Genomic DNA, 15,903 nt, shown 5'->3' with positions numbered 1-15,903 from the left:
CACAATCAAAGAGGGCATACATATGATTTGGAATTGGTTACGTAAAAAGAAAAAATCAAATTCAACAGAAACAAAAGAAGCAGATAATAATCCGAAACAGCAATCTAGTAATCAAGAGGATGAAAACAAAGAACAGACTAGAAGTATGAAACACAATACAGGTAAAAATAGTGAACAAAAAAAATCTGAGCAAGATGATTCTTCTCAGGAGAAACAGCAAGGTTCTAAACAGGATGATTCTTCTCAACCAAAAAAGCAAAACTCTGAACAAGATGATTCTTCTCAACCGAAACAGCAAAACTCTGAGCAAGATGGTTCTTCTCAACCGAAACAGCAAAACTCTGAGCAAGATGATTCTTCTCAACCGAAACAACAAAAATCTGAGCAAGATGATTCTTCTCAAAAGAAACAACAAAAATCTGAGCAAGACGATTCTTCTCAAAAGAAACAACAAAAATCTGAGCAAGACGACTCTTCTCAACCGAAACAGCAAGGTTCTAAACAGGATGATTCTTCTCAAAAGAAACAACAAAAATCTGAGCAAGACGACTCTTCTCAAAATACACAACAAAGTTCTGGAAGTAATAGTATTTATGATTTTTCGAAGCCAGAAAAAGACCATATTCATTCTCTACAAGAGTTAATAGAGAAGCTAAAACAGTCTAGTGATTTTGTTAATTACCATACATCTGACGATGAAACGATGCCTTATTGGATTTCTTACTATCGTCCTTCACTTGATGGTGAGAAGTTACAAAAATATTTAATGCCAACACTTTTAGAACACCCTAACACTTCATTCGAAGTATTAAAAGAACATATTCCAATGAGCGGCATTACAATTACAAACGATTTACAAAAGATTGAGGACATGGTTTTAAAAGGGCATGCAATTATTCAATTAAATCAGCAAGATCAAAAGTGTATGCTCGCGAATATTGCAATTGATAATTATCGTGCACCAACTCCTCCTTTAAATGAATCGACTGTTATTGGTCCTCAAGAAGGTTTTGTAGAAGATATTGATACAAACATTAATTTAGTCCGAAAACGCCTTCCTGTTTTAGATCTCCAAACGAAAGAGATGATTATCGGAGAGTTTTCAAAAACGAAAGTCGTTATGATGTATTTAAATAATCTAGCTGAGAAAGATAATGTAGATTTTCTAGAGGAATCATTACGGGCTCTTGAATATGATCAAATTAATGATAGTGCTTATATACAAGAATTGATGGGGGAAAAATCAATTTTCCCTCTCTATATCAATACAGAACGCACTGATAGAGTTACAAAAGCACTTATTGATGGTAAAATCGCTATTTTTGTTGATGGTTCTCCAAGTGTCCTCTTAACTCCTGTATCATATTTTGATTTTTTCATTTCGCCAGAAGACTATAACGTTTCTTGGTTATACGCTACATTTTCAAGAATTTTACGGCTAATCGCTGTTTTATTCTCAATTTGCGCGACACCATTATATGTTGCCACTTTAAACTATCACTATGAATTAGTTCCTAGTGATTTATTGGAAACGTTAATTTTATCAAGGGCGCAAGTACCGTTTCCACCTTTAATTGAAGCACTCTTCTTAGAACTTGCCATCGATTTATTAAGAGAAGCTGGCGCGAGATTACCGATGAAGGTCGGTCAAACACTCGGTATTGTAGGAGGTATCGTAATCGGACAGGCATCTGTCCAAGCTGGTTTAACGAGTAATATTTTATTAATTATCGTTGCATTATCAGCACTGGCTTCTTTTATTACGCCTATTTATAAAATGGGTAATGCGGTTCGATTACTCCGTTTCCCATTTCTCATATTTGCCGAAATAGGAGGACTTTTCGGGATTTCTCTTGGATTTATCTTTTTATTTACCCATTTATTTAGACTTACATCCTTACGTAAACCGTACGCTTTGTTTTATCCGACAAGACAACAATCCGTTAAAGACTCTTGGATTCGCTTCCCATTAACAATGATCGATACAAGAGATGTACAAGCAAGGCCACAACATGTAAAAAAATCTGCAAAAGGGATTTCAACAAAACATAGATCCGATTTTGATGATTAAGAAATGAGGTGCATTGATGAGTAAAGTTCAAGAAAAATATCAAATATCTCCTATCTTTGTTTTCTTCTTAATTCACAGTGCACAGTTTGGTGCTGGTGTTCTTGGATTCGCTCGAATTATTGCAAAAGCCGCCGGATACGACGGCTGGATAGGTGTTCTAATTATAGGAATTTGTATCCATATTCTTATATGGATGATGTATTTTTTATTAAAAGAAACAAACGGAAACTTAGTTGATTTACATCGACAAACATTTGGAAAATGGCTAGGAAACGGCGTTACTCTCATCTTTATGACTTATTTTTTAGCCATCAGTATTTCCGTCATTCGAACATATGTTGAGATTATTCAAGTATGGATGTTTCCTACCGCGTCAACTTGGATGTTAACAATCTTTTTATGCTTAGCTAGCTACTACATTATTTCTTCTGGATTCCGTGTCATTACTGGTATTTGCGTCATCTCAGTTGGCGGTACATTGGGATATTTATTTCTTAGTCTATTCGTTTTGAAATACTCACATTTGTCTAATTTACTACCTGTGTTCACACATTCTTTTTCAGATATTTTAAAAGCCGCCAATCTGTCAATCTACAGTATGACAGGGTTTGAAATTTATCTCATGGTTTATCCATTTGTGAAAAATCCGAAGCAATCTCATAAATTCGCTCAATACGGAGCATTATTTTCAAATCTTCTATATTTATTTAGTACCCTTTTAGCCTTTGCATTTTTTAGTGAGAAACAATTGTTAAAAACGATATGGTCACAACTTTCTATGACCCAAGTAATCCAATTACCGTTCATAGAAAGGCTGGAATATATTGCGATTTCAGGCTATGCGCTTACTATTATTACAAGTTTTATCCTTCCGTTATGGGCGGCAACAAGAGGAACTCATGAAATATTTCGCGTAAAACAAAGAGGTGTCCTAATCGCTTTCATCCTTATTACTCTCATTGTTTCACAGCTTTTAACAAACAGACATGACATTAATACTTTTATTAGTAATTCCGGAAAAGCTAGTTTTTGGCTCATGTATGTATACATCCCTATCCTATTTATTATTGTGTGGGTGAAAAGAAAATGGAAAAAATCAAAAGCAAATTAATACTTATTTCTTGTATAACATTCTTCAGTCTAACTGGATGTTTACAAAAAAATATTATCGATGATGTACAACTTATTCAAGGAACGGTTTTTGATGTAGCAAAAGATAATAAAGTAAAAGTGACATTCGTTTGTCCCATTCAGAAAAAGGGAAATAAAGTTCAAGTTTTTGAAGGTAGCGCAAATGCGGTAAAACAAGTAAAAGCAGACACATCTTTAGAGTCTTCTCAACCCTTTGCTAGCGGACAAATGCGTGTCGCTCTATATACTATAAGACTTGCCAAAAAAGGAATGTCTACTTCATTCGATACATTACTTCGAGATGTGAATATAGGGAACGCTTTATATGTTGGCTTATTAGAGGGGAATGGTACTGAACTTTTAAAAGGGAAATATACGACTTCATACAACGTTGCAATTTATATAAAAAAATTGTTAGAACATAATATGGAGACCGGTCCTTTACCAAAGGATAACCTGCATATAGGAGCATTCCGTTATTATCAAGAAGGGCAAGACTACTATATTCCCATTCTAAAGAAGCATGGTGATAAAATAAAAATCAACGGAATTGGTCTTTTTAAAAAGGATAAATATATCGGTAAAATCGCTGAAAAAGATATGTTCATATTTAAAGGACTATTAGAGAAACACAAATTAGATTCACACGAATTTAAAACGGATTCTGCGTACGTAATGATTAATAATATTCGTTCTGTTCCAACTTACGATATAAAAATTAAAAACGGGAAGCCTTCTTTTTTCATTCACGTTCATCTTGATGCACGTATTCAAGAATTATCGAAGCAAATTAACTTAGAAAATAACAAGAACACAAAAAACATTGAAAAAAATGTCCAAAAACAATTGGATGTACAGGCTACCAAATTAATTAAGCAGTTTAAATCTTTAAACGTAGATCCTCTCGGGCTAGGTGCAAAGTATAAGCAACATTATCGCCCATTCAAGTTAGAAGAGTGGCGACGTATGTACAAAGATGTTCCGATTAATATAAAATACAGCGTAAATATTACAAATTCTGGTGTAATTGAATGATAAATGATTGAACTCCTCTCTCCAGCATGATACAACGGAGAGAGGAGTTTTTTATTACCAAATATAGAGAGAAAAGATATTCACGGGGGAGCTTATGTCTAAAAAGTTAGTAAAACCTATTTTAAACGGTATTTTATTTCTCGGCGTCTTTTTATTTGCTCATACATACTTAAAAAATATTTCCTTCACACGTTATTTACTTGTCGTTATACCAATGCTACTTGTTGGTATGTTTGGCATCGACCTTATTTTATCCATTTTAATAAAAAAAGAAGAATAACGAGCGAACATCTTATTTCTATAAGATGTTCTTTTCATTTCATAATCACCTTATGTTACAATGAAATTCGGCACAAAGCGAGAAAGGATGAAACAACATGACAAACGAAAAAGGTTTAGATAAAGGATACGAACTTGTTGCAAAAATGCATGAAGAGTTCGGACATCCTGTGACAAATACTCCAACAAAACTAACAGAAGAGCGTGCAAAAATTCGTGCTAGCTTTATGCAAGAAGAGTTAGAAGAATTTCTAGAAGCAACAACTGTTGAAGATCAATATGATGCACTGATTGACCTTATTTACTTTGCATTCGGAACGTTTGCAGAAATGGGCGTACGTCCTGATAAAGGATTCGAAATTGTAAATAACGCAAACATGGCAAAATTATTCCCTGATGGAAAACCTCGCTTCCGTGAAGGCGACGGCAAAATTCTAAAACCAGAAGGATGGCAAGCACCGGAACCACAACTTCGTGCGGAAATCGAACGCCAACGTCAAGAGGCAGAAAAAAACTGCTAGGATCTCCTAGCAGTTTTTTATTATGTCTTTTTTCCTTTGGCCTATTAATGACCCACGTGTCCCGCGTGTCCTGCTGCTCCTGCAGTACCAGCTGCTGCTCCTGCTGCCGTCCCTGCTCCAATTCCACCTCCCCAAGGCTGTTGTTGTTGCTGATACTGTTGGTATTGTTGTTGACCTTGATGATGCTGTTGACCTTGGTGATGGTGTTGACCTTGATGATGCTGTTGACCTTGATGGTGGTGTTGACCTTGATGGTGGTGTTGGCCTTGATGGTGGTGTTGGCCTTGGTGGTGGTGTTGGCCTTGGTGATGATGTTGACCTTGGTGTGTTTGGAAAAGAACAGCTTGCGGATGAATTTGGTGGTGGCCTTGGTGATGTACTTGTTGCTGATGGTGACCGTGTTGTTGATGATGACCGTGGTGCTGATGGTGGCCGTGTTGCTGATGGTGGCCGTGATGACCGTGGTGCTGATGGTGACCTTGGTGTGTTTGATAAAGGACAGCCTGCGGATGAATTTGATGGTGACCATGATGATGTACTTGTTGTTGATGATGACCGTGGTGCTGATGATGGCCATGATGCTGATGATGACCGTGGTGCTGATGATGACCGTGATGCTCATGATGCACATGATGACCGTGAACACCTTGAGGGAATCCGCCGATTCCACCTGCTACAACACCAACGCCAGGTACAGGAAATCCTGTTTGTACGCCTCCCACAACAGATGGAAATGTAGTTGGCATTCCTACAGGCACTCCTCCTTGTGCTCCTCCTACGAAAGAAGGAAATGTAGTTGGTACACCTACTGGAATTCCAGTTTGTGCGCCGGCTACTGATGTCGGAAATCCGCCTGTTAATGTTGGCATTCCAGTTTGCATGCCAGTCAATGACGTCGGAAATCCGCCAGCTGCTCCTCCCATCCAACTTGGGATTCCGCCATATCCGTGTTGACCCTCTCCTCCCATAAACATCATTTGTCCATAACTATCCGATCCACCTCCGAAGAAGCCATGTGGTGCATTATTGTCCATCCCTTTCATTCCTTTCACCTCTTCTTCTCAATTTAACCTACCTTTTTTATCATATTTCCTATAGAAGAATAGGTGTTTGTCTGTATTGGAATTCCGCTCCTTTTTCTTCTTTCTTCATTAATGAAGGTGATCCTGAACTTATTTTTCATATAAAAAAGCTCAGAGCATAAACGCTCTGAGCTTTTATTAATAATTAATTAGTTTGCAACAACGTTAACAAGTTTTCCAGGAACAACAATTACTTTACGAACTGTTTTCCCTTCAATTTGGTCTTGAATTGCTTCAAGTGCAAGTTGTTCCATTTCTTCTTTTGATGCGTCTTTACTCATTGTTAGTTTTGCGCGAACTTTGCCCATAACTTGAACAACGATTTCAACTTCATCTTCCACAAGTTTAAACTCATCAAATGTTGGCCAGCTTGCATATGTGATTGTTTCATTGTATCCAAGTTTGCTCCATAGTTCTTCCCCGATGTGAGGTGCAACTGGTGCAATCATTTTTACGAAACCTTCTACATATTCTTTCGGAAGTGTTTCAGCTTTGTATGCATCGTTGATGAATACCATCATTTGAGAAATCGCTGTGTTGAAGCGAAGCTCTGCATAGTCTTCTGTTACTTTCTTCACTGTTTGGTGGTAAGCTTTTTCAAGTTCTTTATTTGGTGCATCAGTAATTTTCTCACTTAATTCACCGTTATCTTGAATGAATAGGCGCCATACGCGGTCTAGGAAGCGACGAGCTCCGTCAAGACCATTTTCAGACCAAGCAATTGAAGCATCTAATGGTCCCATGAACATTTCGTATAGACGAAGTGTATCTGCACCATGGCTTGCTACGATATCATCCGGGTTTACAACGTTGCCTTTTGATTTACTCATTTTCTCGTTGTTTTCACCTAAGATCATACCTTGGTTGAATAATTGTTGGAACGGTTCTTTCGTTGGAACTACACCGATATCATATAATACTTTATGCCAGAAACGAGCATATAGTAAGTGAAGTACAGCGTGCTCTGCCCCGCCGATATAAATATCAACTGGAAGCCATTGTTTTACTTTTTCAGGATCTACAAGTGCTTCGTTATTGTTTGGATCCATGTAGCGTAGGTAGTACCAACAGCTACCAGCCCATTGTGGCATTGTGTTTGTTTCACGACGACCTTTTTTACCAGTCTCAGGATCAACGACATTTACCCACTCTTCAATGTTTGCAAGTGGTGATTCACCTGTACCTGAAGGACGAATGTTTTCTGTTTTCGGAAGAACTAATGGTAATTCTTCTTCTTTCACAGCTGTCATTGTGCCATCTTCCCAATGGATTACTGGAATTGGCTCACCCCAGTAACGTTGACGGCTAAATAACCAGTCACGTAGACGGTACGTTACTTTTTGATTTCCTGCACTCGTTACTTCAAGCCATTCAATCATTTTTGCGATTGCTTCTTCTTTATTTAATCCATCAAGGAATGCTGAGTTTACGTGTGCACCATCACCTGTGTACACTTCTTTCGTAATGTCTCCGCCTTTTACAACTTCCTTCATTGGAAGATTGAATACTGATGCGAATTCATAGTCACGCTCATCGTGAGCTGGAACTGCCATTACAGCACCTGTTCCGTAAGTTGCAAGAACGTAGTCAGCGATCCAAATTGGTAATTTCTCACCATTTACTGGGTTAACTGCGTAAGCACCAGTGAATACACCAGTTTTCTCTTTCGCAAGTTCTGTACGCTCTAAATCACTCTTCATTTTTACAGAATTAATGTAAGCTTCTACAGCTTCTTTTTGTTCTGCTGTTGTAATTTCAGCAACAAGAGCATGTTCTGGAGCAAGCACACAGTATGTTGCACCAAATAATGTATCAGGACGCGTTGTGAAAACCGTGAACTTCTCGTCTGTACCGTCAATGTTGAAGTGTACTTCTGCACCTTCAGAACGACCGATCCAGTTACGCTGCATATCTTTTAAGCTTTCTGGCCAATCAAGCTCATCAAGATCTTCTAATAGACGATCTCCGTAAGCTGTAATTTTTAACATCCACTGTCTCATCGGACGACGTTCAACTGGATGCCCACCACGCTCACTCTTACCGTCAATGATTTCTTCGTTCGCAAGTACTGTACCAAGTGCTGGGCACCAGTTTACAGGTACTTCATCAACGTAAGCTAAGCCTTTTTCAAATAATTTTAGGAAGATCCATTGTGTCCACTTGTAGTAGTTTGGATCTGTTGTATTTACTTCACGATCCCAATCATAAGAGAAGCCTAATGCTTTAATTTGATTACGGAACGTATTAATATTAAGCTCTGTAAATTCTGCCGGGCTGTTTCCAGTATCAAGTGCATATTGCTCTGCTGGAAGACCAAATGCATCCCATCCCATTGGATGAAGAACGTTATATCCTTGCATACGCTTCATACGAGATAAAATATCTGTCGCTGTATAACCTTCTGGATGACCTACGTGTAAGCCTGCACCTGATGGATATGGGAACATATCTAGCGCATAAAATTTTGGTTTTTCTGTCTCATCTGGCGTACGGAATGTTTTATTCTCTTCCCAATGACCTTGCCACTTCTTCTCAATTTCTTGATGATTAAAGCTCATGAGATACCCTCCTTGAAATTCTATTTATTTTCACCGCCCAAAATACAAAAAACCTCTCATCCCTAGAAAGGGACGAGAGGTTATAGATTCCCGCGGTACCACCCTAAATTAATGTAATATATACATTCGCTTAGATCCGTAACGTGGATTAACGGCAATTGCTACTATTAGTTTCACAACTGCAACTCAAAGGCGAGTTCATAACGAAACGTGGATTGACTTGCACCAACCGTCAACTCTCTAAACCAGCTTCTATTACTACTACTCCTTCTCACTGTTATTACAAATATGAGTTAATGTGAACTACCCACCACTTAGTACCTCTAAAGAGCTTACTTGAAGCGAGGGCTTCTCGGTTAATCGTTACTCTTAATAACTAACGAATTCGTCTTAGGACAGCCGAGCTATCTCCCTTGTTCCAAAGGTTGTTTTATTTAAATATATTCTAAAACATGTTACATGTTCCGTCAAACTAAACTGCAATTTTTTCTTCTACTGTTTCTTCTACTTTTACTCGTTTATCATAAATGCTCGCTGCTATAAGCGCTACTACAAGCATTACCATGATTGCTATGAACAATACTTCCATATTGTATAAATCAACAATTGCTCCGCCAACGACCGGTCCGAACATTTTCCCTACAGTCGCCGCACTATTTACGATCCCTTGATAAAATCCTAATTTATCTTTTGGTGCAAGTATATTTGCAATGGTCGGAACTGCTGGCCATACGAATAATTCACCAATTGTTAATGTCACCATCGCAACGAGGAACATCGTAAATTGCTGCGCTTGGCTTAACACAATGAATGACGCCGCAAAAATGACAATTCCAATCATAATTTGTTGCTTTAAAGAACGCTTCATCCAGCGAATTAGCATACTAACAAGCGGCTGCGCACAAACAATCATCGCTCCGTTTATCGTCCATAATAAACTATAGTGACGAAGGCTAATATTTAATTCTTGCATATGTGTTGCGATTGCACCTTGCCACTGTACGTATGTAACCCAGCATAAAGCATATGCTACACACACAATAAGAAGTGCTTTGAATCCAGGTGTAAGCGTCCATCCTTTTTTCGTTTCGATTTCCTTTTGCACTCCTGGCTCTTTTTTGTCTTCCATACCACGGAATCCAATAAAAGCAATTAAGAAGAAAACAAAGTATAAAATAAAGTTCGCTAAGAAAATATAATCAAAACGATAAGACGCAACTAAACCACCGCACGCTGTTCCGATCGCAATACCAACATTTTGTCCAACATACATCGCATTAAACGCTCGTCTTCCGCCTTCTGGCCAAACCGTACCAACCATCGCATACATCGATGGGAAGACCATTCCAGAACCGAAGCCGATTAATGCTAGCCACACAACATATAACGGCCATCCGTGGAAGAACACAAGACCTAAAATCGATACGAGTGTAATGACAATCCCTACTAAAATTGATTTATAACCGCCCCATTTATCAAATAAAACACCGCCGAGCAAGTTTCCGATTACACCAGTAAGCGAGTTGATCATTAATACCATTCCGGCCACTGATAAAGATTTTCCTAGGTGATCATGCAAATAAATTGTATTAAAAGGCCATAAAAAAGAAGCACCCGTGACATTAATAATCATCCCAGCTACTAATAGCCATACTTTCCTTGGCATAGTCTCCCCTCCTATTCTATTTTTTTCGTTCATATATAACAGTAAAATTGTAGTCGTTTTTAAATAGGAAGACAACTGATTAATAGTTGATGAAATTCAGATAATAGCACAAATACGATTAGAATTTATTCTAATCGTATTTGTAACATTTTAATCTATAAATAATGGAATCGTTCCCTTATAGGGTTATCCGACTTCCTTTTTACTTTTTGCACTTTCTTTAGCACTCCATTTAAATATTTTGTCTAGTAAGGAATATATTCTCCCAGACTCTTTCGTTAATAAAGGACCTAACGATGCCAATATTAAAACGTATAGAGCTGAGAATGGTTTAATCGTTGCCATTAAGCCACCCGCAATTCCAATATTCGCGACAATAATGGAGAATTCACCTCGTGATACAAGCGTTAAACCAATATTCGTAGACGCCTTATGGGATAATCCAGCTTTACGCCCCGCAAACATTCCAGCTGTAAAATTACCGATGAGAGTAATGAAAACTGCTCCTAATGCCAACCACACCGCTCCTCCAAGCGAAAACGGATCTATACTTAAACCGAAGCTGAAGAAAAATATGGCTCCAAAGAAGTCACGAAACGGGACGACGAGATGCTCAATTCGATCACTATGCTCTGTTTCAGAAAAGACGAGCCCTAATAATAACGCTCCAATTGCCTCAGCAACATGAATCGTTTCTGAAAATCCAGCCACAAAGAATAAAACAGCGAATATTACGATAATAAAAATTTCATTGGACGAAATATCTAATACTTTATTTAGGAACGGCGTAGCTTTTCTAGCGATTACAAAGAATAGTAGCATATACCCTACTGCGATTAACACCGATGCAAGGGCACCTATAAAGGATGTTGCACCTCCGAGTACTAACCCTGAAACGACTGATAAATATACAGCTAAAAAGATATCATCAAACATAATGATCCCTAAAATTAGCTCAGTCTCTTTATTACCAGATCTTCTTAAATCAACAATTACTTTCGCTACAATTGCACTTGATGAAATTGTAATGATCCCAGCAATAATTAACATTTCTAATAAGGGGAAGCCCATAACATATCCATAAAGTAAACCTAATATGAAATTAAGCGATATGTGGACAGTCCCCCCGAAAGCAATCGACTTTCCGGATTTAATTAATTTTTTTATTGAGAATTCTAAGCCTAAGTAGAATAGGAGGAATATGACGCCAACACGGCCGAGGAAAGAAATAACTTCTCCGCTTTCAATAAACCTTAAATCGATAAGTCCTAAATCTGGGGCATGAGGCCCCACTAACATACCGAGTATAATGAGAAACGGAATAATCGAAAACTTTAACTTTGCAGCGAGGATAGCTGCAAAAGCTACTAATACTAACGCAGTTCCAACTTCAAAGATTAAAGTATCCATCGATTATGAATCACCTCCTGCTGAAAGCAATTCATTAATAATTCTTTTCACTTCATGTCTTTCACCCGATAACACGAGCATATCGCCAGCTTCAATAATAGAGTCTGGACCTGGATTAAAGAATTTCTTCATATTCTTTTTCAAAATAGCAATAATCGTTACGTTATATGTTTTTCTTACATGTAAGCTACCAATTGTTTGTTGTACTACTGGTGCATTATTCTCCACCTTAAACCATTCAATTGATAATCCTTCAAAAGCCATCTCAATTGTGTCTAGCGCTTGCGGTCTATATACCATTCCGCCTAATATTGCCGCAATTTGTCTCGCTTCAGAATCACGAAGAGAAATGCTTGAAATACTCTCATCATGATCCGCATCAAAATGATACATTTCTCTTCGGCCATCATCATGAATCACAATAACCATTTTTTCATTACCTTTTGTTATCACTTCAAATTTACATCCAATGCCCGGTAGTTCGCTCTCTCTAATATTCATATTTTCCGCCTCCTAAAGTTTTTAGTTACGGCTTTTACAAATCTACATCAATCTCAGTTTTAAACTTCTCATCTTTTGAGATTCCTAAATACTTGAGTGTCTCTGATGGAGTCGCGTGATGAAAATGTTTTTGCAATAACGCAATCGCTATTCCTCTTTTGTACGCATGAAATCCAAATGTTTTTCGCATTGAGTTCGTTCCAATCTTCCCAACAATCCCAACCACTTCAGCTGCGCTATGGATCACCCGATACGCTTGTTGGCGTGAGATTGAATTTGTCGTTTTATTAGATTGAAATACGTAATTTTCTCTTTGAGCATCAATAGTTTGTACGTACTCTAAAAGAGCTTCTTTTACTTTTGTATTTAAATAAATATCTTGTTTAAATTTTTCATCTTTCACAGGAAGGGAATAAAACTCTTTAACAGTCTTATCTTCATTTAATACCTCTTCAAATTTCATACTAAGTAGTTCAGTAATTTTTAATCCAGTGTTAATTCCAATAACAAATAAAAGATAATCTCGCAGCGAGTGCTCTTTTAAATACTTTTTCATAGCCTCAATTTGGCTTATATCTTTTAATGCCTCTACAACTTCCATACATGTATCTCCTCATCTTATGAACGGTAATTTTCTCATTATGTTGTCCATTTTACCTTATCATGCTATGGGATTTCCATGTCTTATCCATTATTTTCACAATATACTTCTGTGATTCTGACAATTTTTAATGTGGAAATTTATGATTGTACAAATACGTTGTGGTAAAAAAAGAAATGGGGGGATACAGATTCAGCTTCTTTCTACAGATCGGATTCCTCCTTTCATTTTCTAGCTGCTGATACTTTTATAATATGTTACTTATTTATATAATATTATATATTTTAGTAACATTAAAGTGTTTTTTCTGAAAATAATAAAAACCGAGCAGTTTCGCTCGGTTTTTTATTAATCTTCTTTCGGAAGAACAATTCCTTTATACAATTGAACGGTAATGAAGTAATAAATCGTGTAAATAACTACGAAAATTACGATTGGTACCCAAATACGGAAGTACGGATCGATTAAAATAAATCCGAAAATATTCATACCGACTAATACGTGAGCAATACCTACAATTGCTGGGAATAGGAATACTAAGAATAACTCTTTATAAATTGATTTTGTTAATAATTCACGGCGCACCCCGATTTTACGAAGCATTTGATAACGCGTAATATCTTTTGATGCACCAGAAAGAATTTTAAACATTAAACAACTTGCCATCATTGCTAAGAATGCAATTCCAAGGAAGAATCCCATAAACACTGTTCCACTCGCCACGCCATAGAACATGTCGTAAGCTTGATATTTACTATCTAATCTTTCAGCTGCTACATTTTTATATTTATCTAGTTGCAACTCGTCAAGTTTTTTCCATTCTTTTGTGTGTGCCTCAAAATCATCTGTTTTTCCAGTAAATACGATTCCTTCTTTACCATTTACAGTATCATACATTTTTTGATCTACAATTTTAATTGCATGATCTTTATGCACGTAGAATGGCTGGATTGTTCTGAAAGCCTCGTCCCATTCTTGTGGAAGTTCTTTAGCGTTCGCATCTTTTTCATTCATTTCTCTAGAAACTGCACCTACTGGTAGTTCCTCTGAAACTTTTTTCGTTTTCACTAAATCCTTCATCGACTTCATGTTTTCCATATCTTTTACTAAAGGACGATTTTTCTCTAAATCCTCTTTTACATAGTAAACGTATTTATCATCGACTTTGTAACGATATTCACTTTTCTCTTTAAATGTAATACCATCTAAAACTTTCTTTTCTTCAGCAGTTGGATTATGAACTACTGAATCATATATTACGAAACCATCAACCATTTTTATAACATTATTTTTAAACGCCATACCACCTGAAATTGCACCGGCTCCAAGAGCAACTAACATCGCTACTGTCGCAAGCACCTTTGTTAAACTATTAATACGGAAGTTTAATTGTGCAAATGTAAAAGCGTTAAGTCCTTTTTCACTACGCTTTTTATTACTTTTTAACTTTTTAATAACGACTGGAAGGAGTGATCCAAATAGCATGTAAGTACCAGCTGTTGTTGTAATTAATGCAATAATGATTCCCATTTCTCTTAGTTTTTCCATGTAAATCATTGATGCATAGCCAATTCCTAATAAAATAACCGCCAGGAATGCAACTAAACCTGTCATTTTCCCTTTTACTGCAACACGTTCTGTTTGTGCGTCTGCATGTACAAGTTGCAGTACAGAAATACGTGATAACTTAATACTGTTCATAATTGCTGATAATACAAATAGTACAAAGAAGAAGATGCAAGTAACAGTCATTGATGGTAAATAAAATGCTTTATAGCCTTTACCAGCAAATTCTAATTGCTTCATTAATAACTGTCCGATACCCTCTGCAAGTCCTACACCAACTATAAGACCAATTGCAAGAGACGCAGCACCTAATACGATTGTTTCAATAAACATAAGTAATGTAACTTTATGCTTTTTTGCTCCTAACATCATATACATACCAAACTCTTTTTGGCGAAGAGATAGTAAGAAAGAGTTCGCATACAAAATATAGAAGAACGTTATAATAGCTAGTAAAACTGAACCTGCTTGGAATACAAATCCAATTTGGCCGATAGTAGAATTGTCCTTAAGAAAGGCTTCGTTTAACGCTAACGTTTGAAACATATAAAAAATTGAGATAGACATGACAAGGCCGACAAGTAAGACGATATAATCTTTCAGCTTACTCTTTAGCCCTGACATGGAAAGTTTGAATAACATGTACTAGAACCTCCTTCCTTACGCTTTTTGTGTACCTAAATCTGCAAGTACATCTAAAATTTCTTTATAGAACTCTTCACGCGTACCACCGCGATGAATTTCTTTATATAACTCACCATCTTGAATGAATAAAATTCGCTGACAATAACTTGCACTATATGGATCGTGAGTAACCATCATAATAGATACGCCTTGTTCTTCATTTAAGTTTGTCATCGCATCAAGTAAACTCGCTGCATTTTTAGAATCAAGAGCTCCTGTTGGCTCGTCCCCTAAAATAATTGCAGGTTCATGCACTAAAGCGCGTGCTGCTGCTGAACGTTGTTTCTGTCCACCAGATACTTCAGACGGATACTTTTGAAGTATTTCTGTAATCCCTAGCATATCCGCTACTTTCTCTACTTTCGGTCCAATATTACGTGATGGAACACCTTGAAGAGAAAGTGGAAGTGCAATGTTCTCATAAATAGATAAATTCTCTAATAAGTTAAAGTCTTGGAAGATGAATCCTAACTTTTGTGAACGGAAATCTGACAGCTCACCTTGCTTCATTTTTGTAATATCCGTACCCGCAATTTCAACAACGCCGCCCGTTGCTTTATCAAGCGTGGAAATTACATTTAATAATGTCGTTTTACCAGAACCAGATGGTCCCATAATTCCTACAAACTCACCCTCTTGAATTGAGAATGAAACACCTTTTAACGCGTGTGATTGGTTCTCACCTTTTTTACCGTACACTTTTTGAACGTTTTTTACGTCTACAACTGGTTTCGTCATATATATCCTCCTACGCTTGTTTTTCCATTACCTATTTTGCGCCTTTTGGAGATGAACTGC

At 37.1% G+C, this 15,903-nt stretch carries 13 protein-coding genes and 1 other annotated feature; of the genes, 5 read left to right on the top strand and 8 right to left on the bottom strand.

Features of this window, described 5'->3' with window-relative positions; all coding sequences use genetic code 11:
• Window positions 1–22: 22 nt before the first annotated feature.
• From CDB3_RS26960 to CDB3_RS26940, 5 genes are all read left to right on the top strand, one after another.
• Window positions 23–2,071 (top strand): spore germination protein, encoded by a 2,049-nt coding sequence (locus tag CDB3_RS26960; RefSeq protein WP_128856595.1) that lies wholly within the window; start codon window positions 23–25, stop codon window positions 2,069–2,071.
• Between the two features lie 16 nt (window positions 2,072–2,087).
• Window positions 2,088–3,182: a spore germination protein gene (locus CDB3_RS26955; RefSeq protein WP_128856594.1), complete on the top strand. Its 1,095-nt coding sequence runs from the start codon at window positions 2,088–2,090 to the stop codon at window positions 3,180–3,182.
• Window positions 3,158–4,237 carry a Ger(x)C family spore germination protein gene (locus tag CDB3_RS26950; RefSeq protein ID WP_071744461.1) on the top strand — a complete coding sequence of 360 codons (1,080 nt, stop codon included), beginning with the start codon at window positions 3,158–3,160 and terminating at the stop codon, window positions 4,235–4,237. The genes CDB3_RS26955 and CDB3_RS26950 overlap by 25 nt, the downstream gene beginning before the upstream one ends.
• A 94-nt stretch (window positions 4,238–4,331) precedes the next feature.
• Window positions 4,332–4,517, top strand: coding sequence for a hypothetical protein (locus CDB3_RS26945; RefSeq protein ID WP_071744460.1), 186 nt, complete (start codon window positions 4,332–4,334; stop codon window positions 4,515–4,517).
• 97 nt (window positions 4,518–4,614) lie between these two features.
• Window positions 4,615–5,037, top strand: coding sequence for a pyrophosphohydrolase domain-containing protein (locus tag CDB3_RS26940; protein ID WP_000180547.1), 423 nt, complete (start codon window positions 4,615–4,617; stop codon window positions 5,035–5,037).
• Window positions 5,038–5,081: 44 nt separating this feature from the next.
• Here the strand turns inward: CDB3_RS26940 and CDB3_RS26935 are convergent, their stop codons facing one another.
• The 8 genes from CDB3_RS26935 to CDB3_RS26900 form a co-directional block, all read right to left on the bottom strand.
• Entirely contained in the window at window positions 5,082–6,080 is a 999-nt protein-coding gene (locus CDB3_RS26935) for a VrrB protein (protein ID WP_128856593.1), read from the bottom strand.
• A gap of 188 nt (window positions 6,081–6,268) precedes the next feature.
• Entirely contained in the window at window positions 6,269–8,677 is a 2,409-nt protein-coding gene (leuS, locus tag CDB3_RS26930) for a leucine--tRNA ligase (RefSeq protein WP_128856592.1), read from the bottom strand.
• A gap of 65 nt (window positions 8,678–8,742) precedes the next feature.
• Window positions 8,743–8,961 (bottom strand) — a binding site (T-box leader).
• A 188-nt stretch (window positions 8,962–9,149) separates the two neighbouring features.
• Window positions 9,150–10,343 carry an MDR family MFS transporter gene (locus tag CDB3_RS26925; RefSeq protein ID WP_128856591.1) on the bottom strand — a complete coding sequence of 398 codons (1,194 nt, stop codon included), beginning with the start codon at window positions 10,341–10,343 and terminating at the stop codon, window positions 9,150–9,152.
• 186 nt (window positions 10,344–10,529) lie between these two features.
• Window positions 10,530–11,753, bottom strand: coding sequence for a cation:proton antiporter (locus CDB3_RS26920; RefSeq protein ID WP_128856590.1), 1,224 nt, complete (start codon window positions 11,751–11,753; stop codon window positions 10,530–10,532).
• Between the two features lie 3 nt (window positions 11,754–11,756).
• Entirely contained in the window at window positions 11,757–12,254 is a 498-nt protein-coding gene (locus tag CDB3_RS26915) for a cation:proton antiporter regulatory subunit (protein ID WP_001026048.1), read from the bottom strand.
• Between the two features lie 34 nt (window positions 12,255–12,288).
• Window positions 12,289–12,855, bottom strand: coding sequence for a tyrosine-type recombinase/integrase (locus CDB3_RS26910; protein ID WP_128856589.1), 567 nt, complete (start codon window positions 12,853–12,855; stop codon window positions 12,289–12,291).
• 348 nt (window positions 12,856–13,203) lie between these two features.
• Window positions 13,204–15,063 carry an FtsX-like permease family protein gene (locus CDB3_RS26905; RefSeq protein ID WP_128856588.1) on the bottom strand — a complete coding sequence of 620 codons (1,860 nt, stop codon included), beginning with the start codon at window positions 15,061–15,063 and terminating at the stop codon, window positions 13,204–13,206.
• 18 nt (window positions 15,064–15,081) lie between these two features.
• A complete protein-coding gene (locus tag CDB3_RS26900) occupies window positions 15,082–15,843 on the bottom strand; it encodes an ABC transporter ATP-binding protein (RefSeq protein ID WP_000165842.1) in 762 nt (253 codons plus the stop codon).
• Window positions 15,844–15,903 lie beyond the last annotated feature (60 nt).

Origin of the sequence: Bacillus sp. CDB3, assembly GCF_002081505.1 — a bacterium.
GTDB classification, from domain to species: Bacteria; Bacillota; Bacilli; order Bacillales; family Bacillaceae_G; genus Bacillus_A; species Bacillus_A cereus_AT.
This window is presented reverse-complemented; position numbering and strand designations above follow the sequence as displayed.